The following is an 18387-nucleotide window of genomic DNA, read 5'->3' on the forward strand; positions in this document are numbered from 1 at the left end:
CGACACCAATGCGGTGCGACCCATGTCCCAGTCGGTGAAATCTCCGTCGATGCCGGGGCGCGTCTCTCGCGCCACGCTGTTCGGCTTTCTCGGTCCCGCGGTCATCACGCTGGCGTTGATCGGCATCGTGCCGCTGGCCTTCGCCGTATGGACCTCGATGCGCGACTACAATCTGACGAAGCTCGCGCGTCAGAAGTTCATCGGGTTCGAAAATTACGTCACGGTGCTGAACGACGGCGCGTTCTGGGACGCGATGGGCCGCACCTTCACCCTTCTCGCGATCGCGCTGCCGATGCAGCTCATTTTCGGCCTCGGCATCGCGCTGCTCCTCCACAAGCCGGGCCTCGGCTTCTTCAAGACGATCGCGCGCCTGTCCCTCGTCGTTCCGATGGCGACGACCTATGCCGTCGTCGGCCTGCTCGGCCAGGTGATGTTCAATCTCAAATATGGCGTGGTGAACCAGCTTCTCGGCTTTCTCGGCCTCGGCCCGTTCGATTGGCTCGGCGATCCCAATCTCGCCTTCGTCACCGTCATCTTTTGGGACGTGTGGCAGTGGACCCCGTTCTGTGCGCTGGTGCTGCTCGCCGGCCTCACCACGGTGCCGCCGGAGATCGAAGAGGCGGCGCGGCTCGAGACCAAGAGCTGGCTGACGATCCTGCGCCACGTGCAGCTTCCCTTCCTCGTGCCGGGGCTGACGGCGCTCCTCATCCTGCGCACCGCCGACACGTTGAAGCTGTTCGACATGGTGTTCACGATGACGCGCGGCGGACCGGGCGCGGCGACGGAGTTCATCGCGCTCCTCATCCAGCGCGTCGGTTTCCGGGCGTTCGATCAGGGCCTCGCTTCTGCGCAGGCGGTCATCCTTCTCATCATCACGATCGTGCTGTCGCGGCTTTATATTTCCTTCTTCTATCGTGAGGTGCACTCGTGAGCGTCGAGACCGCCACCGGGACCGCCGCGACGTCCGCCCCCGCCACGGCGCACCGCACCGCACAGCGCGAAAGGCGGCTCTGGGTGCAGATCCTGCTGATCGCGCTCGTGATCCTGTTCTGCATCTTCCCGTTTTATTGGATGGTGACGACGAGCCTGAAGACGCAGATCGTCGCCCTCCAGTCGCCGCCCGCCTGGATCTTCGACGCGACGACGGCGAACTATACCGAGGTGCTCTTCGCCGACGGCGTCGGCTACACTCTGATGAACTCGTTGATCGTCGCGGTCTGCACCACGATCCTCGCGGTCGGGCTCGGCTGCCCGGCGGCCTACGCGCTCGCCCGGTTCGAGTTCCGCGGCAAGAAGGATCTGTGGTTCTGGTTCATCACCAACCGCATGGTCTCGCCGGTGGTTCTCGCGCTGCCCTTCTTCCTGATCGTCAGGATGCTCGGGCTTCTCGACACCCACATCGTGCTGATCCTCATCTATCTGACGTTCAATCTGCCGATCGTCATCTGGATCTGCACCGACCAGTTCCGCTCGATCCCGCGCGATCTCGACGAGGCGGCGCTCCTCGAAGGCGCCTCGCAATGGCGCATCTTTCGCTCGGTCTGCCTGCCGCTCGCGATGCCGGGGGTCGCGGTCAGCTCGATTTTCTCGTTCATCTTCTCCTGGAACGAGTTGATGTTCGCGCTGGTGCTCACCCGCACCTACGCGAAGACGGCGCCGGCCATGGCCGTCTCGTTCATGGAGGGCTACAACCTGCCCTATGGAAAGATCATGGCGACCTCGACGCTCATCGTCATTCCCGTGATCATCTTCGCACTCATCGCCTCGAAGCAGCTCGTCCGAGGGCTGACGATGGGCGCCGTGAAATAGGCGCGGCGATGGCGCGCGCGCCCAGGATCGTCGGGATCGACGAAAACGAACGGTTTCTGGCGCGTGTCGCCTGGGCCTATCATGTCGAGGGGCTCACCCAGGGGGCGGTCGCCGAGCGGCTCGGCGTCACCCGGCTTCGGGTCAACAAGGCGCTGTCGGAGGCCCGCCGCATGGGCCTCGTGCGCATCACGCTCAACACCTCCTATGCGCCTTGCATCGAGGCGGAGGAGGGGCTGAAGGCGCGCTATGGCCTGCGCGACGCGGTGATCGCGCCCCAGCCGCTCCTCTCGGAGGACACGCAGACCGTGGTCGGCGTCGCGCTCGGCCACCTTCTGACCGACGTGCTCGCCGATCCCGCCGTCACCCGGTTCGGCATGAGTTGGGGCAACACGCTCAACATCGCGACGCGCCATCTCGACCGGCTCGACCGGCCGGATCTCGAAATCCTCTCGGTGATGGGCGGCACCACGCGCGGCTCCGACGTCTCCTCCTTCGAGATCACCTCGCGCCTCGCCGCGCTCTGCAACGCACGGCACTTCTTCTTTCCCGCGCCGCTCTATGCCGGCACGAAGTCCTCGCGCGACACGATCGTCGGCCAGGCGGTGTTCACGGACATTCTGGAGCGGATCCGCAGGGTGGACGCGCTGACGATGGCGGTCGGCGACATGTCCGAGCGGTCGCTTCTGATGCGCGACGCGCTGCCGGCCGACGTGAGCATCGAGGCGCTGCTCGATGCGGGCGCCGTCGGCGACCTTCTCGGCACGGTGCTCGACGCCTCGGGCCAAGCGATCGACCATCCCATCAACGAACGGCTCATCGGAATCGACTTCGCCGATCTCGCCGCGATCCCCAACGTGATCCTCGCCGCGGGCGGGGCGCACAAGGTGGCGATCATCCGCGCCGTGCTGTCGCTCGGCCTCGTCGACACCTTCGTCAGCGACGAGGCGACCGCGCGGGCGCTCCTCGAGCCCGCGCCGCAGATGGAGCGCGCGTGAGCGTCACGATCGGGATCGATCTCGGCACGTCCGGCGTGAAGGCGGTGATCGCCGAGGGCGTCGACGAGCCGCTCGCCGAGGCGGATAAGCCGATCGCCGTCTCCGCCCCGCATCCGGGGTGGAGCGAACAGGATCCCGACCTCTGGTGCGCCGCCGTCGGCGACTGTCTCGACCGGCTCGCGGCCGACCATCCGCACCTCATGGCGCGCGTCGCCGCGATCGGGCTCTCCGGCCAGATGCTCGGCGCGGTCCTGATCGACGCGGCGGATCGGCCCGTGCGCCCGGCGATCCTGTGGAACGACCAGCGCTCGATCGCCGAGTGCGCCGAACTCGCCCGCCGCGTGCCCGATATCGGGATGCGGACCAACGGGCGGCCGGATCCGGGCCTCACCGCGCCAAAACTCCTCTGGCTCGCCGCCCATGAGCCCGCGAGCCTCGACGCGGCCGCGACGATGATGTTGCCGAAGGATTATGTCCGCCTCTGGATGACCGGCGAGCACGCCACCGAGGCGAGCGACGCTTCCGGCACCATGCTGATGGACAATGCCAGCGCGACCTGGGACGCGGCGCTGTGCGAGGCGGCCGGCTGGTCTCCCGCGCGCCTTCCGACGGTGGTGCCGTCCTGGTCGGCGGCCGGGGGCTTGCGGCCGGCGCTCGCCGCGCGCTGGGGGCTCGCGCCGGGTCTGCCGATCGCCGCCGGGGCGGGGGACAACATGGCCGCCTCGCTGGGCGCCGGCGTCGCCGCGCCGGGCGATGCGCTCATCACCATCGGCACGTCGGCGGTGGTGTGCGCGGTCGACGGCGCCTTCCGGCCCGCGCCGCAGGACGCGGTCCTCACCGGGGTCCATGCCGCGCCCGAGGCGTACCTGTCGATGGCGGTCGTCATGAGCGCGACGTCGGCCTTCGCCTGGACGGCGGGGCTCACCGGCGCGAGCGTCCCGGAGCTCGCGGCCGAGGTGGACGGGTTCGCGGCGTCGGGCCGGATCGGCGAGGCGCCGCTCGCGCTTCCCAGCCTCTCCGGGCTGCGGACGCCACACAACAGGCCGGATGTCGGGGCGACCTTCACCGGGCTGACGGGGCGAACGGATCGCGCGGCGCTCGGCTATGCCGTGCTCGAAGGCGTCGCCTTCCAGCTTCGCGAATGCGTCGACGCGCAGCGGGCGGCGGGGCTGTCGCCGAGCGCTTTCTTCGTCGTCGGCGGCGGCGCGCGCAACGGGCTGTGGCTGACGCTGATCGCGACGATGCTCGGCCGGCCCTTGCAAAGCAGCCCCGCCGCGCCGATGGCGGCCCCGCTCGGCGCCGTCCGCCTCGCGCGCATCGCGGCCGGTCTCGCGGCGCCGTCCGATCTCGCCGAAAAATCCGCCCCCACGATGACGATCGAGGCCGACACGGCGCTGAACGGCGCGCTCGCCGACCGCTTCGGACGTTATCGGGAGATGCTGTGCGGCCTCGGGATCATGACGCGGACGGCATAGACCCGGCGCTCAGTCGTTCGCCTCGGGCGGCAGGAAGTCCACATCGTGCGCGGCGGAAAGGCGGACCACTTCGTCGACGTCGGTCAATCGGTCGAGGGCGATGAAGAGATCCTGCAGCTTTCCGGCCGGCGAGACCCAGAACAGCGCGCGCGTCGGCTTGTCGGACTTGTTGAAATAGCCGTGCGGGATGCCGCGCGGCATTCGGACGAGATCGCCGGCCTTCGCCTTCGACCAGATCCCGCCAAGCTTGAGGTCGAGTTCGCCCTCCTGCACGAGGATGAACTCGTCCTGTGTCGGGTGGATGTGGACGGGCACGAACTGTCCGGGCTCGGCATTGGTCTCGAACGCGAAGGTCGAGCCGCAGACCGCCTTAGGGAAATAGAGCTGGCCGAGAATGTTCCAGGAGACGCCCTCGAACCCCTCTCCGTTCGGGGTGATGCCTCCGGCCAAATCGTTCATGTTCGCCCCCTTGATCGGCGCCCGGTGTTCGCCAAGGGCCGCTCGGAGTGTCCTACCACGCCGCCGCCATGTCGAGCGGGGCGATCGACACGAAGCGGGGTCAGTGGCCGCCGCCGCTCTCGCCTTTTTCGCCCGCTACGGTGGGGATCTTGCCGGCCGGCGGGGTGTTGCGGCTGCGGCGGGAGCGGATCACGCCGTCGATGATCGTCATCCCGACACCGGGCAGATTGCCTTGCTCGATCGATTCCAGGATCGTCTTTCCCGGCGCATGTTGGGCTTGATCCATGATCACGAAGTCCGCCGCGCGGCCGACTTCGATGATGCCGCAATCGAGTTCGCGCACCCGCGCCGTGTTGCCGGTCGCAAAACAGATTGCGATCTCGGCCGGCACGTTGCCGAGGCTCGACAACAGCGCCACCATCCGCAGGATCCCGAGCGGCTGCACGCCGGAGCCCGCCGGCCCGTCGGTGCCGAGAATGAGCCGCTCCATCTCTTTCAGCTCGCGCGCGGTGTTCAGCGTCAGGAGCGCTGCCCGCTCGTTGCCGTTATGCACGATCTCGAGGCCGCGCTTGCAGCTTTCACAGAGGCAGATGATCTGATCGTCCGGCAGGGCGGAGTGCCCGCCATTGATATGGCCGATCACGTCGGTGTCGGCCTCCAGAACGACGTCCTTGTCGATGAGGCCGGAGCCGGGGATCGACGGCCCGCCGGTGTGGATCGTCGACTGCATGCCATATTTGCGCGCCCAGGCGACCATCTGGCGCGCGGTGGGGCCGTCCTTGACCGTGCCGAGGCCGACTTCGCCGAGAAGTTTGACGCCCGCGTCCGCCATTTCCTTGAAGTCGTGCTCTTCGAGGCCATGCTCGATGACCGGCGCGCCGGCGTGGACCTTCATGCCGGAGGGACGGAGATTTTCGTACCAGCGCTGCGCGGCGATCGCCATCGCCTTCAGCCCGACAGGATCCTTCGGGCGGCCCGGCATGTGGACCTCGCCGGCGGAGATGATCGTGGTGACGCCGCCATGGAGGGTCGAATCGATCCAATGGAGCTGCTGCTGGCGCGGCGTGTAGTCGCCGACGACGGGGTGGACGTGGCTGTCGATGAGGCCCGGCGCAAGCGTCACACCCTGCGCGTCGACGACGATATCGGCGCCATCCGTATCGAGATCGGCCTTGCGTCCGATGGCGGCGATGCGTCCACCTTCGGCAATGATGCAATCCGCGTCGAGGATAGGGTCTTCCATTTTGCCGGAAAGGAGCAGACCGATATTGTGTACGACGAGCTTTTGCGGTTCAGACATGGCAGCCCTCTCGGCGCTTGCGTCAATCGACGTCCGGATTCATTCGTACACTAACACCGGACATCCCTGGCACAAGCGTTGCAGGCGCACGCCTTGACGATCCGATTTCCCCTCTAGTATTTGTTCGTGCACTAACGATCTTTTATGGCGACCGACTCAAACGCTGGGAGTGTTTCCTTGGACACTTTGGCTATGGCCGACGGCGCGCGCGCCGAGTTCCCGATTCCGGCCAATTGCTTTGCCGAAACGGTGACTTCGGTGCACCATTATACCGACCGTCTGTTCAAGTTCCGGATCACCCGCCCGGCGAGCTTCCGCTTCCGCTCGGGCGAGTTCGTGATGATCGGCCTTCCGAACGCGGAGAAGCCGGTCTTTCGCGCGTACTCGATCGCGAGCCCGTCCTGGGACGAGGAGCTCGAGTTCTTCTCGATCAAGGTGCCGGGCGGACCGCTGACCGAGCATCTGCAAAAGATCAAGGAGGGCGACACGATCCTCCTGCGCAAGAAGCCGACCGGCACGCTCGTCAACGATGCGCTGCTGCCCGGCAAGCGCGTCTATATGTTCTCGACCGGCACCGGCATCGCGCCCTTCGCCTCGCTGATCCGCGACCCGGAGACCTACGAGAAGTTCGACGAGGTGGTCCTCACCCACACGTGCCGCGAGATCGCCGAGCTCGCTTACGGCAAGGAACTCGTGGAGGAGACGCTCGCCGATCCGCTGGTGGGCGAGATCGTCGCCGGCAAGCTGAAATATTATGGCAGCACGACACGCGAGGCGTATGACCGGACGGGCCGCATCACCGATCTCCTGACCTCGGGCGAACTGTTCGACCAGCTCGGTCTGCCGCCGATCGATCCGGCGATCGACCGCGCGATGATCTGCGGCTCGATGGACATGATCAACGACACGAAGTCGATCCTCGAAGGCTTCGGCCTCGAGGAAGGCGCCAACAATGCGCCGAACACCTACGTCGTGGAGCGCGCCTTCGTCGGCTGACGGCGCGAGCGGGTGAAGGCCGCGGTCTCGATGGGCCGCGGCCTCGTCGCCGCGATGTGATGGCGAATCTGTGGCCGGCAATCATCACGGCGGCCGCAACCGGCCATGTCCGTCGCCTTAAAGCGCGAAGTCCTTTGTAAAATACGATTTTTTCGTGGACTCTGAGTGGCCAAGTCGGTAGTCGAACGCGGTTCGTCCGATTGCCGGCTATCCATCGATCAGGGTCATTTTCGTGCTCATTTCCATCCTTGCGGCGTTCACGTGGGCGTACTTTCGCAGGCGGGAAACCAAGTCGCGCTGAGGCGCGCCGGTGCTTTCGCGCTTCAACTGATCGGCAGGCACCAAGGCCGCCTTTGATAGATCTGGCCGAACGCCATCAGATGGAGCGCCGACGCGAAATAGGTCGTCGGCCGATAGTCGAAAAGGGCCGGGTCCACCACGGTCCCTTGCACCTCGCAGCGGACCATGTCGGCGATGATCCGATAGCCTGGATCGCGCAATTCGGTGACCACCCCATCCGCCGTGCGGCGTATCAGATAGGGTGAGTTCATCCGGTGGAAGAGGGCGATCGCGCTCTGCTGAGACGGCCCCTCCCGCGCCATCAGATTGTAGCCGATCCGGATCGCATTATAGCCGAACTCGTGCGGCTCGACCTTCCGGGCGACGGTCGGCCGATCCACGTCCTCGAGCGCGTTCCAATCCGACAAGGTGCCCTGTTCGAGCGCCAGCGCGATGAGCGCGACGCCGGTGTCGGCGGCCCGCTCGAACGGGTAGCGCGGGGCGAGGGCGCCGACGACGCGCAGCGCGTCGAAATTATAATAAGAGAGGTTGACGACCGGGCCGTCCGGCTGGGAGCGGCGGTCGAAGCCCTCGATCGCCGGCATCAGCAGAACCTGCCCCTCATGATAGCGCAGCAGCTTGCGGCCGATGGTGCCGGCGGTGCGGATCGCCTGGCTGAGATAGTCGCCGCGATTCCAGCGCTTGGCGGCGAGGGCGAGGGTGCTTGCAATCAGGAGGTCGGCGTCAGTCGCATTGTTCCAATCAGTGACACCGCGCTCCGGCATATAACGCCACGCGAAAAGGTCGTCCGGGCGGCGCAGATTGGTCTTCGTAAAGCGCCAGATCTGCTCGAAGGTTACCGGCTCGTCGGCGATGAAGGCGATCAGCATCCCGTAGGCCTGCGCCTCGGAATGCGTGACGCCACCATTCTCCGGATCCACGATGCGCCCGTCGATGCGCATATAACGCTGCCGGAAGGCGGAGAAATGGCCGCGATACCAGTGCAGGAATTGCGGCCCCATCGGCCGGGACATCTCGTCGAGCACCGGCGCGACGTCGGCGTGAGCCGTCTGGTCGGTGCTCGCGGTCAGCGCAGCGACGCACGCGATGAACGAGACCGCGAGCCTCTTGCAAAATGATGCCATGAACCATCGCCTTCCGGATGAGGACCGGACGGTGATGGTGTCATCATTGGGGGTCGCTCGACTTGCGCTGGATCAATCCGCTTGCATTAAGGCAGATAACCCAGTTGCCGCTGGGCTATTTTGTGCCGAACATCCGGTCGCCGGCGTCGCCGAGGCCGGGAACGATATAGCCCTTCTCGTTGAGCTTTTCGTCGATCGCGGCAGTCACGATCGGCACGTCGGGATGGTGGCCGACGAAATTGTCGACACCCTCCGGCGCGGCGAGAAGGCAGACGAAGCGCATATCGGTCGCGCCGGCTTCCTTGAGGCGATCGACGGCGGCGATCGCGGAGTTCGCGGTCGCAAGCATCGGGTCGAGGACGATCACCCGGCGCTCGCCCATGTCTTCCGGCGACTTGAAATAATACTCGACCGCCGAGAGCGTGTGCGGATCGCGATAGAGGCCGATATGGGCGACGCGGGCCGACGGCACGAGGTCGAGCATCCCGTCGAGGAGGCCTTCGCCGGCGCGCAGGATCGGTGCGAATACGAGTTTCTTGCCCGACAGGCGCGGCGCCTTCATCGGCATGAGCGGGGTCTCGATGTCGACGAGCTCGACGTCGAGATCGCGCGTCGCCTCGTAGCAGAGGAGCATCGCGATCTCGCGCAGGAGCTGGCGGAAGCCCGCCGTCGACGTCTCCTTGTCGCGCATGATGGTCAGCTTATGCTGCACCAGCGGGTGGTCGATGACGGTGAGCATGGTATCGGCGGACACGGGGGCGGACATTGAGGCGGGCATGAGATCTCCGAAGGGCTCCGCGCTGGGAAACTAGAAGACGGTTCCGTCGCTTTCGATCGCGATCGGGGGGCTGGCATCGGCCCGCAGGCTCTGCGCCAATTTGCGGCCGGCGAGCCATGTGCCGCCTTCCAGGATCGAGGCGAGGGGCAACGTCTCGGCGCTCACGCCGAGGCGTTCGCGGACCATCGGGGCGAGCGCATCGAGCAGCGTGACGGTCGCCGCGCGCCATTCGACGACGAGCGGATGGCTGACCGGCAGCGGCGTCTTCCCCATCGCCGGATCGCGCAGGACGAGTGCCCCGCCGTCCACGAAGAGCCCGCCATTGCGGTACTCGGCGAGCCCCGTCAGTCCGTCGATGTCGGTGACGACGATGCCGCGGACCGTCAGCGGCTCGATCAACGAATAGGATAGCCACGAGGACAGCTTGTGAAACGGCACGAGGTCGCTGCCCGGCGTGCCGCGATCGAGCGGCTCGTAGCGCCAGGTGTCGCCGAGCGGGATGCCGGCAAGGCTTTCGCGGCTCGGCCAGATCGGGCCGAGCCCTTCGAGCACGGCCTCGAGAATCTTGGGCGCGGGCAACTCGCCGTCCTCGGCCTCGGCCGCGAGGGCGTCGATGATGCCGCCGGGGCGCGGGTCGTCCTCGACCGCGAAGATATCGGGCGACATGCGCAGGGCGAAGGCGAGCTCACGCAGGAGATCGCGCCGGCCGTCGGCGCCGGCGAGCGGATTGTCCTCGGTGATCTGGAAGCCTTGCGCGAACTCCGCCTCGGACACGTCCTCGAGGCCGGCGGCGTCGGCCCGCAGCGGGTCGGCCGGAACGGCGGAGAAAGCGCCCGAGGCGAACATCGCGAACGAGGCGAGGGCGAGCCCTTCGGACCGCCCCATCACTTCGCCGGTCACCGCCTCGTGATAGCGCCAGGTCGGCCCGGCGCCGGCATCGAGCAGGACGGAGACGATCGCGAGATCGCCCATCGCCCGCGCGGCCTCCTCCGGCGTCGACCACTCACGGGCGGCGGCGAGGCTTGCAAAGCGGTCATAGCCGGCCGCCTCGAAATGCCGCCAGCGGGAATGGAAGGGCACGGCGAGATCGGGAAAACGCTCGCGCGTCAGCTCGGCCACGCTGTCGGCGAGCGCGCCGAGACGGTCGCGGTCGAGGGTGAAGTACGCCGACGCGCCGTCGTCGATGCGCGCCGTGACCTCGCCGGCGCGCGTGCGGATGGCGTCGGCCGACAACAGCCAGCGAACGGTTTCGAGCGTCGCTTCGTCGGGCGTCTCTTCGCCCGCGCGATCGTCCTCAATCATCGAGCTTGCGACCATGCACGGAGGACAGGTCCTGTGAGGCGCCGCTCTCCGAATAGTAGCCGGCCGCCTTCTTCGCCTCGATCTCGACCATCGCGTCGGCCGGGATGAGGTCGTCAGGGATCGACACGCGTTCGCCGATCGTGATGCCGGAATTGACGATCGCGTCGTACTTCATGTTGCTCATCGACACGAAGCGATCGATCGTCTTGATGCCGAGCCAATGGAGCGTGTCGGGCATCAGCTCCTGGAACCGTGCGTCCTGGACGCCGGCGACGCATTCGGTGCGCTCGAAATATTCGGAGGCGGTGTCGCCGCCGACCTGGCGCTTGCGCGCATTGTAGACGAGGAATTTCGTCACCTCGCCGAGCGCCCGGCCTTCCTTGCGGTTGTAGACGATGAGGCCCGCGCCGCCGGCCTGCGCCTCGCGGATGCACTCCTCGATGCCGTGCACAAGATAGGGCCGGCAGGTGCAGATGTCGGAACCGAACACGTCGGAGCCGTTGCACTCGTCATGGACGCGGCAGGTGAGGCGGCGGTTCGGATCGGCGACCGCGTCGGGATCACCGAAGACATAGACGGTGATCGAACCGATCGGGGGAAGGAAAGCGAGAAGGTCGGGCCGGGTGACGAGCTCGGGGAACATGCCGCCGGTCTGCTCGAAGAGCACGCGGCGAAGGCGCGTCTCCTCGACCCCGAAGCGCTCGGCGATGCCCGGAAGGTACCAGACCGGCTCGATCGCCGCCTTCGTGACCGACACGTCGCCCGACGGGAGGACGATCTTGCCGTCGACTTCGAGACGGCCGAGACGAACGGCGTCCTTCAACTCATGCAGCGTGAGGTGCGCCCGCGTCACCGCGATCGTCGGACGGATGTCGACGCCCTCGGCGATGAGGTCGGAGAACGCCTCGCTCGCGACATGGCCCCACGGGTCGAGCGAGACGATGCGCTTCGGATCGGACCAGGCCGGGAAGGGGCCGATCTGATGGGTCGGCGCCGTGTTGGTGAGATCCGGGCGCTTGATCGGATTGAGCGCGCCCGACGTGACGGCGAGGGCGCGATAGAGCGAGTACGAACCGCCGTGCGTGCCGATCGCATTGCGGTCGGCCGTTTCCGTCACCGTGCCGACGACAGGGCCGCGGCTGCGCGCGTCCGGCGCGCCCCAATGGAGGGGAAAGCGTAGCTTGTTGCCGCTTCCCGGATGCGAGGTGAGGCGGATATGTGTCTTGCGGTTGACCGGATCGCCCATGGCGAAAACTCCCGTGACGGGCCCGTCGCGAAAAGGTCCGGGCGCGAAGGAAGAGGGCCCTTTGGCACATCTTGCTGCGCAATGCCAGCATACTCGACGCTTTCGGCGCGTTCAGCCGTATCGGACGCAACCAACTGGGCCTTCATTCGTTAACTTGGCTCGGCTATGGTGACACGATCATGACTCCGCCCCCTCGCCGCCGCGCGTCCGATATCCGCCCCATCCCGTTTCCGGTGCTGATCGCCGATATCGGTGGGACCAATGTTCGCTTCGGAGTTCTGTCCGAAGTCCACAGTCCCCGCCGCGATTTCGAAACGGTGCAAACGCACGACTATCCCGATTTCGCGACCGCTGCGCAGAGCGTTCTCGATCGCACCGCGATCCTGCCGCGCTCGCTGTTGCTGGCGGCGGCCGGGCCGATCGTCGGAGGAAGCACGAAGCTCACCAACGCCGAATGGATGATTGATCCGGCGAAGCTGCGTGACGAGCTCAATCTCGACACCGTCATCACCTTCAACGATTTCGAGGGCGTCGCCCTCTCGCTCCCCGCCTTGGCGGACGACCAGGTGCGGCAGATCGGCGGCGGCGAATCGATTCCGCGTGAACCGCGCGTCGTGATCGGCCCCGGCACCGGGCTCGGGGTCGCGGCGCTCGTCTATGGCGACCAATGCTATACCCCGCTCGCGGGTGAAGGCGGCCATGTGAGCGTCGGCCCCATCACCGAGCGTGACTTTCAGATATGGCCGCACGTCGCCCGTTTCCATGGGCGAATTACCGGCGAGACCCTGCTATCCGGCAACGGCCTCGTGCGCCTGTACGATGCGATCGCGGCGGCCGACGGGAAGGGCACAGACTGCACCGTGGGCGCCGACGTGACCGCCGCAGCGGACGCGGGCGATCCGGTGGCGGAAGAGGCGCTCGACCTCTTCTTCACCTATCTCGGCCGCCTCGCCGGCGATCTCGCGCTGATCTTCCTGCCGAAAGGGGGCGTCTATATCGCCGGGGGGATCGTGCCGCGCATGGCCGACCGGTTCCTTGCGAGCGGCTTCCGTGAGGCCTTCGAGGACAAGGCGCCGCATCGGGCGATCATCGAGACCATACCGACATTCCTGATCACAGAGCCCAAGCCCGCCGTGGCCGGAATGGCGAGCTTTGCGATGCTTCCCGAACGTTTTGCACTGGATCTTAGGGGTCGACGCTTCGATCGATGAAAAAGGGGCTTGCATGCCCGCCGCTTATCGTTCATATCGCGTCCCACAACGGAGCGCGGGTGTAGCTCAGGGGTAGAGCACAACCTTGCCAAGGTTGGGGTCGTGGGTTCGAATCCCATCGCCCGCTCCAATGTTTCCCAAACAATCCAACGGCTTACGGCAAGGCCCACGGGACAGCGCTCACCCGGCGCACGTCCTGCGGATCGCCGCCGTTGATCGGTGCGCTACCGTCGCACCGGGGCCGCGCAGCCGTCTTAATAAAGGCCGCGCCGCGTTCGTCATGCGCCTGGCCGTGTGCGCCGAAATTCCTGTTCCATGACCTCCGCCCCCCATTGCCGCCCCGGTCGCTCGTCGGCCAGCACGAAGCCGCGACGCTCATAAAGGCGCCGCGCGGCGTCGAGGCCGGCGAAGGTCCAGAGCCGGGTCTCGTGCACGCCGCGTTCGTCCACGAAGTCGAGCGCGGCGTCGATCAGCATCGCGCCGATGCCGCGGCCGCGCGCCTGGTCTGCCATGATGAACCAGCGCAGGTGTGCGAGCCCCGCGCCGAGGTCCTCTCCGTCGATTGCGATCGTGCCGACCGGGTGGCCGTCGATCTCGGCGGTCCAGAACCCGTTCGCCGGATGGTCAAGCCGGGCGAAGAAGGCGGCCATGTCGGCGGCGAGGCGCGTTTCGAACGGGGCGCCGAAGCCGGCGGCGGCGGCATAATATTCGCCGTGCATCGCGAGCATCGTGCCGAGAATGCCCGGCCGGTAGCCCGGGACGAGCCTCGCCGTCGCCGCCGTGCGGGCGCTTGCCGCTCCGGTCAGCGCCGATGCGTAGGTCTCGAGCCCGGCCGCGATCGTCTCCACTGCGTCGGCCGAAAGAGGGGCGATCGCCGTGCCGACTTGATCGACGGCGAAATCGGTGATGCCGGCAAGGCAGGCGACGCCGCGATCGGTGAGACTGAGGCGCTTCACGCGGGTGTCGCGCGCGTCGCGGGTTTCGGCGAGATAACCCTCGCGAATCAACCGCTTCAGCATCCGGCTGACGGTCGACTTGTCGAGGCGGAGACTGTCGGCGAGATCGCGGGCGCTCGTGCCGCCGGCCGCGCCGATCTCGATGATCGCATGGACGGCGGACGGGGAAAGCGATGTCCCGGCGAGCGTCGCGTCCATGAAGCCGAGCGCGCGGACGAGGTGACGCGACGCGAAACGGATGCGCTCGACCGCCTCCCTATCCACCCGGTTCATGAGGGTCCGCCATATAGTTGTATTGCGCAACTATATGGCGGGACTCAACTGCGTCAAGGGAGTGGACCGGGGCGCTCGCCGGCGCCCCGGTGGTTCGGTCAGGCGAGGCTCGCCAGTGCGACGGCGAGGCGGCAGCCTGTCAGATAGTCGGCCACCTCGACATATTCGTGGACGGTGTGCGGCTCGCATTGGCCGGCGCCGATCGTCACGCTGGGAATGCCGTGTTTTTCGAGCCAGTTGGCATCGAGCCCGCCATTCGAGAGGCGGCAATTCGGCGTCAGGCCGAGCGCCTCGACGGCGGCCTTCGCATGGATGACGACGGGGCTTTCCTCATCGAGGCGGAAGGGCGGGTAGGTGGTCGATTGGCGGAAATCGATGGTCGCGGTCTCGCCGCTCTCGCTCGTCACCTTGGCCTTCGCGGTCTCGAACGCGGCGGCAAAGCCCGCGGTGATCGTCTTCGCGAAAGCGGCGTCGGGCGAGCGCGCCTCGCCGCGCAGAAAGGCATAGTCGGTGACGACGTTCGTCGCGTCCCCGGCGGCCTTGCCGTTCTTGCCGCCGAAAATGCCAATATTGCTCGTGCCGGTGCCCTCGTCCTTGACCACCTTGCCGAACCAGCCGCCCGCCGCGGCCTCCGCGAGCGCGATCGCCCCGACGAGGGTCGACGAGACGCCTTTCTGCGGCGCGACGCCCGCATGGGCGGCCTTGCCGTGGATCTCGGCCTCCCATGTCTCCTGTCCGACGGCGCCGATCACGAGGTCGCTCGGAAGCCGCCCGTCGACATTGAAGCCCATCACCGGATCGCCGAGGCGGGCAATGTCCACCTCGCGCGCGCCATGGAGCCCGCTCTCCTCGCGAACCGTGAAGAGGAGCGTGAGCGGCGGATGGGGGATCGCGTTCGCGAGCAGCGTTTCGACCATGGTGACGAGGACGCCGCAGCCCGTCCGGTTGTCGCCGCCGAGCGCGGTGGTCCCGTCGCTCACGATCCGGTCGCCGACCCGCGAGGGCTTCGCCCCGGCGACGAGCGGCACGGTGTCGAGATGGGTGGAGAACAAGAGCCGCGGTCCGGTCTTCGTGCCCGGAAGCGTCACGATGAGGTTGCCGGTCTCGGTTGGAACGGGAATGCGCGTGTTGGCGTCGTCATAGGCGATGGCGTCGGCCGGGACGCCGAGGGCGAGAAGCTCCTCCACGATAAGGGCGCCGATCGCGGCCTCCTGGCCGGTGACGCCCTCGACGGCGAGGTAGCGCATCAGCCGGTTTTCGGCGGCATCGGCGTCGATGGAAAATGCCTCTGCACTCATCGTAGGGGTCCTTTCGGTTCGCTGCGCACGGGCACGCCGGGCGGCGCGCTCATTCGGAGGGGGAGGAATCGATGGGCGCGTCGCGCCGGCCTCCGAGCCGTGGGGATTATCGCCACAAAATGCCGGACGCCAACAGGTGCGATCCGGCCGGGCGCCGCAAGGGTTCAGCCAAATCGTTTCAGCCGTTGCCGCAACAGGGGCGCGGCGAAATCGAGGAAGCGGCGCATCTTGAGCGGCAACTGACCGCGTGCCGCGTGGAGGAGATGGATCGGCGCCGGTTCGCTCTCATAGGCGTCCAGGATGATCCGCAGCGCGCCGGCGTCGACGGCATCGGCCACCTGATAGTGGAAGAGGCGCGCGAGCCCGATATCGCCGGTCGCCGCGTCGCGCACGGCCTCCGCGGTCGAGACCCGCAGCCGCATGTCCGGCGCGATCTCGATCGCATCGCCGTTCTCGGCCCGGAAGCGCCAGGCCGCGACCGGGGTCGGTGCCTCGAAGCCGATCGCCGGAAAGGCCGCGAGATCGGCCGGCGTCTCCGGCGTGCCGTGCGCCGCGAGGAGGGACGGGCTCGCGACGATCACGGTGCGCATCGTGCCGACTTTGGTGGACTTCATCTGGCTGTCGGGCAGAGGGCCGAGGCGGACGGCCATATCGACATGGTCGTCGACGAGGTGGAGGTTCCGGTCGGACAGGGTGAGGCGGACCTGGATCTCGGGATAGAGGGCGAGAAAGTCGCCCACGATCGGGAGGACGTGAAGCCGTCCGAACAGGATCGGCGCCGTGATGACGAGCTCCCCCTTGGGCATCGTGAACTCGCCGGCGGCCTCGCGCTCCGCCTCCTCCACCGCGTCGAGAATGCGGCGGGCGGCGGTGATATAGGCCTCGCCGGTGTCGGTGAGGGAGAGCTTGCGCGTGGTGCGCGTCAGGAGCCGGGTGCCGAGCCGGATCTCGAGGTCGGTCACTTTCCGGCTCAGCGTCGCCACCGGCACGCCGAGCGTCCGGCTCGCGGCCGAGAAGCTTCCCTCGGCGACGACCGTCAGAAGCATCGACATGGCCTCCAAACGGTCCATTGATCTTTCCATATTTCGGTAAAGTGGAAGCCAAAGAATAGCAATTATACCGATATGCGGAAAGGGGCATATCGCGGCGAGACGAGCCGGCGGTCGGCTCGCCGAAGACGGAGGTGGCCCATGGCCCGCATCACCATCCCCTCGCGCGACGACGCGCCGGACGGCTCGAAATCCACGCTCGACGCGGTTCAAAAGCAGCTCGGCACCATTCCCAACCTCTTCCGCCTGCTCGCGGTGAGCCCGGCGGCGCTGCAGGCGTTCACGGGCCTCCAAAGCGCGCTCGGCAAATCGCTCGACGTGAAGACGCGGGAGCGGATCGCGCTCGCGGTCGCCGAGGTGAATGGCTGCGATTATTGCCTGTCTGCGCACACTTATCTGGCCCGCAACCTCGCCAAGCTCAGCCCGGAGGAGATCGAGCGCAATCGGGCCGGCGGATCGACCGACCCGCGCGCCGACGCGGCCGTGCGTTTCGCCGCGCGGGTCGCCGCCGAACGCGGCCGTGTCGCCGATGCCGACATCGCCGCCGCGCGCGAGGCGGGCTATAGCGATGCCGACCTCGTCGAGATCGTCGCGCTCGTGACGGAGAACGTCTTCACTAACTTCCTCAACGAGGTGGCCGGGACGGAGATCGACTTTCCCGAGGTGCACCGGGCGGCCGCCTGATCGGCGTGACGCCGCCGGGGAGGCGCGGGGGCTCTATCGTCCCCGCGCGATCAGACCACCGTGAGGTGGCGCCCGTCTCGGCTTGAAACCGAGGGCCGGCGCTTTCGGCGGGCGCGTCGAGGGTCTAGTGATGAGGTGTGCGGACGATCCGGCTGTCCGCATCACCCCATCGCCGCGCCATCCCCCTCCGGCCCGGCCAGGATCGACATGACGCCACGGCTTCCCCTCCCGGCCGACGATGCGCGCCCCCGGCATGGGGCCGGACGATGATCGGCGCGCCCTTGCGCCGGCAAGGCGCGCGATGACGCTGCCCTTCGATCTCGCGGCGCTCGTCACGCTCTGTCTCGGCGGGGCGGCGACCGGCTTTCTCGCCGGGCTGTTCGGCGTCGGCGGTGGCGCGATCACCGTGCCGATCCTGTTCGAGATTTTCGGCGTCATGGGCATCGGCGACGATGTGCGGATGCCGCTCGCGGTCGGCACGTCGCTCGCCGTCATCATTCCGACATCGCTGCGCTCGGTCCGTTCCCATTATCTGCGCGGCGCGGTCGATCTTGCGGTGCTGAAATCCTGGGCGGTGCCGATCATGGTGGGCGCGCTCGCGGGCGCCGCCGTTGCCCGCTATGCCGCGCCGGAGGTCTTCCAGGTCGCGTTCGTCGTCTTCGGCACCGTGATGTCGGCGAAACTCTTGTTCGGCAAATCCACCTGGCGCATCGCGACGGACATGCCGCGCGGATGGGTGTTGCGGGGGCTCGGCTTCTTCATCGGGTCGGTGTCGTCGCTGATGGGGATCGGCGGTGGGGCGATCTCCACCCTCGTGATGACGTTGCACAATCGGCCGATCCACCAGGCGGTGGCGACGTCGGCGGGCGTCGGCGCGTTGATCGCCGTTCCGGGAACGCTCGGTTATATCCTCGCCGGCTGGGGCAAGCCCGGCCTGCCACCGGATGCGATCGGCTTCGTCTCGCTGATCGCCTTCGCATTGACGGTGCCGGCAACATTGGTCACGACGCCGATGGGCGTCGCGGTCGCCCATCGGTTGCCACGCCGCGCGCTGGAGGTGCTTTTCGGCCTCTTCCTCGCGACCGTGGCGTTGCGTTTCGTCATCGCCGTCTTCAGCGGCTGATCGACGCGG

The 18387-nt window shown here is 67.2% G+C and carries 17 protein-coding genes and 1 tRNA gene; 9 read left to right on the forward strand and 9 right to left on the reverse strand.

The genetic code is table 11. The annotated features are described in order from the left end of the window. Positions 1-22: 22 nt before the first annotated feature. From L1787_RS03240 to xylB, 4 genes are read left to right on the forward strand one after another with little or no spacing between them, the layout of a single operon-like run. A complete protein-coding gene (locus L1787_RS03240; protein ID WP_235707057.1) occupies positions 23-931 on the forward strand; it encodes a carbohydrate ABC transporter permease in 909 nt (302 codons plus the stop codon). Then, positions 928-1809, forward strand: coding sequence for a carbohydrate ABC transporter permease (locus L1787_RS03245; RefSeq protein ID WP_235707058.1), 882 nt, complete (start codon positions 928-930; stop codon positions 1807-1809). The genes L1787_RS03240 and L1787_RS03245 overlap by 4 nt, the downstream gene beginning before the upstream one ends. Before the next feature lie 8 nt (positions 1810-1817). Continuing rightward, positions 1818-2804: a sugar-binding transcriptional regulator gene (locus L1787_RS03250; RefSeq protein ID WP_235707059.1), complete on the forward strand. Its 987-nt coding sequence runs from the start codon at positions 1818-1820 to the stop codon at positions 2802-2804. Beyond that, positions 2801-4279, forward strand: a complete 1479-nt coding sequence (gene xylB, locus L1787_RS03255; RefSeq protein ID WP_235707060.1) for a xylulokinase — start codon at positions 2801-2803, stop codon at positions 4277-4279. The genes L1787_RS03250 and xylB overlap by 4 nt, the downstream gene beginning before the upstream one ends. A 9-nt stretch (positions 4280-4288) precedes the next feature. On the opposite strand, the gene L1787_RS03260 is transcribed toward xylB, so the two are convergent. Both L1787_RS03260 and L1787_RS03265 read right to left on the reverse strand, forming a co-directional pair. Then, positions 4289-4738: a cupin domain-containing protein gene (locus L1787_RS03260; protein ID WP_235707061.1), complete on the reverse strand. Its 450-nt coding sequence runs from the start codon at positions 4736-4738 to the stop codon at positions 4289-4291. A gap of 100 nt (positions 4739-4838) precedes the next feature. After that, positions 4839-6038, reverse strand: coding sequence for an amidohydrolase family protein (locus L1787_RS03265; RefSeq protein ID WP_304523954.1), 1200 nt, complete (start codon positions 6036-6038; stop codon positions 4839-4841). Between the two features lie 192 nt (positions 6039-6230). On the opposite strand from L1787_RS03265, the gene L1787_RS03270 reads away from it, so the two are divergent. Further along, on the forward strand, positions 6231-7034 hold the full coding sequence (locus tag L1787_RS03270) for a ferredoxin--NADP reductase (protein WP_235707172.1): 804 nt from the start codon (positions 6231-6233) through the stop codon (positions 7032-7034). A gap of 323 nt (positions 7035-7357) precedes the next feature. On the opposite strand, the gene L1787_RS03275 is transcribed toward L1787_RS03270, so the two are convergent. The 4 genes from L1787_RS03275 to L1787_RS03290 form a co-directional block, all read right to left on the reverse strand. Continuing rightward, complete coding sequence (locus L1787_RS03275) at positions 7358-8458, reverse strand: family 8 glycosyl hydrolase (protein ID WP_235707062.1); 1101 nt, start codon at positions 8456-8458, stop codon at positions 7358-7360. 115 nt (positions 8459-8573) lie between these two features. Beyond that, positions 8574-9197: a uracil phosphoribosyltransferase gene (upp, locus tag L1787_RS03280; RefSeq protein ID WP_235707173.1), complete on the reverse strand. Its 624-nt coding sequence runs from the start codon at positions 9195-9197 to the stop codon at positions 8574-8576. Between the two features lie 69 nt (positions 9198-9266). Further along, a complete protein-coding gene (locus L1787_RS03285) occupies positions 9267-10538 on the reverse strand; it encodes a URC4/urg3 family protein (protein ID WP_235707063.1) in 1272 nt (423 codons plus the stop codon). Further along, on the reverse strand, positions 10531-11784 hold the full coding sequence (locus L1787_RS03290; RefSeq protein WP_235707064.1) for a GTP cyclohydrolase II: 1254 nt from the start codon (positions 11782-11784) through the stop codon (positions 10531-10533). Before L1787_RS03290 ends, L1787_RS03285 begins: the two co-directional genes overlap by 8 nt. Positions 11785-11963: 179 nt before the next feature. On the opposite strand from L1787_RS03290, the gene glk reads away from it, so the two are divergent. Continuing rightward, entirely contained in the window at positions 11964-12995 is a 1032-nt protein-coding gene (gene glk, locus L1787_RS03295) for a glucokinase (RefSeq protein WP_235707065.1), read from the forward strand. A gap of 55 nt (positions 12996-13050) precedes the next feature. Beyond that, positions 13051-13125 (forward strand) — tRNA-Gly (locus L1787_RS03300). A gap of 148 nt (positions 13126-13273) precedes the next feature. Here the strand turns inward: L1787_RS03300 and L1787_RS03305 are convergent. The 3 genes from L1787_RS03305 to L1787_RS03315 all read right to left on the reverse strand — a co-directional run bounded on the left by L1787_RS03305 (position 13274) and on the right by L1787_RS03315 (position 16592). Further along, complete coding sequence (locus tag L1787_RS03305) at positions 13274-14224, reverse strand: helix-turn-helix domain-containing GNAT family N-acetyltransferase (protein ID WP_235707066.1); 951 nt, start codon at positions 14222-14224, stop codon at positions 13274-13276. A gap of 98 nt (positions 14225-14322) precedes the next feature. Then, a complete protein-coding gene (locus L1787_RS03310) occupies positions 14323-15522 on the reverse strand; it encodes a M20/M25/M40 family metallo-hydrolase (protein WP_235707067.1) in 1200 nt (399 codons plus the stop codon). A gap of 164 nt (positions 15523-15686) precedes the next feature. Beyond that, the gene (locus L1787_RS03315) at positions 15687-16592 is read right to left on the reverse strand and encodes a LysR family transcriptional regulator (protein ID WP_235707068.1); all 906 of its coding nucleotides are present in this window, start codon (positions 16590-16592) and stop codon (positions 15687-15689) included. Between the two features lie 120 nt (positions 16593-16712). Between L1787_RS03315 and L1787_RS03320 the strand changes: the two genes are divergently transcribed. Next, entirely contained in the window at positions 16713-17255 is a 543-nt protein-coding gene (locus tag L1787_RS03320; protein WP_235707069.1) for a carboxymuconolactone decarboxylase family protein, read from the forward strand. A 301-nt stretch (positions 17256-17556) separates the two neighbouring features. After that, positions 17557-18378 carry a sulfite exporter TauE/SafE family protein gene (locus tag L1787_RS03325; protein ID WP_235707070.1) on the forward strand — a complete coding sequence of 274 codons (822 nt, stop codon included), beginning with the start codon at positions 17557-17559 and terminating at the stop codon, positions 18376-18378. Positions 18379-18387: the final 9 nt, after the last annotated feature.

The organism is Acuticoccus kalidii, assembly GCF_021556395.1.
GTDB lineage: Bacteria > Pseudomonadota > Alphaproteobacteria > Rhizobiales > Amorphaceae > Acuticoccus > Acuticoccus kalidii.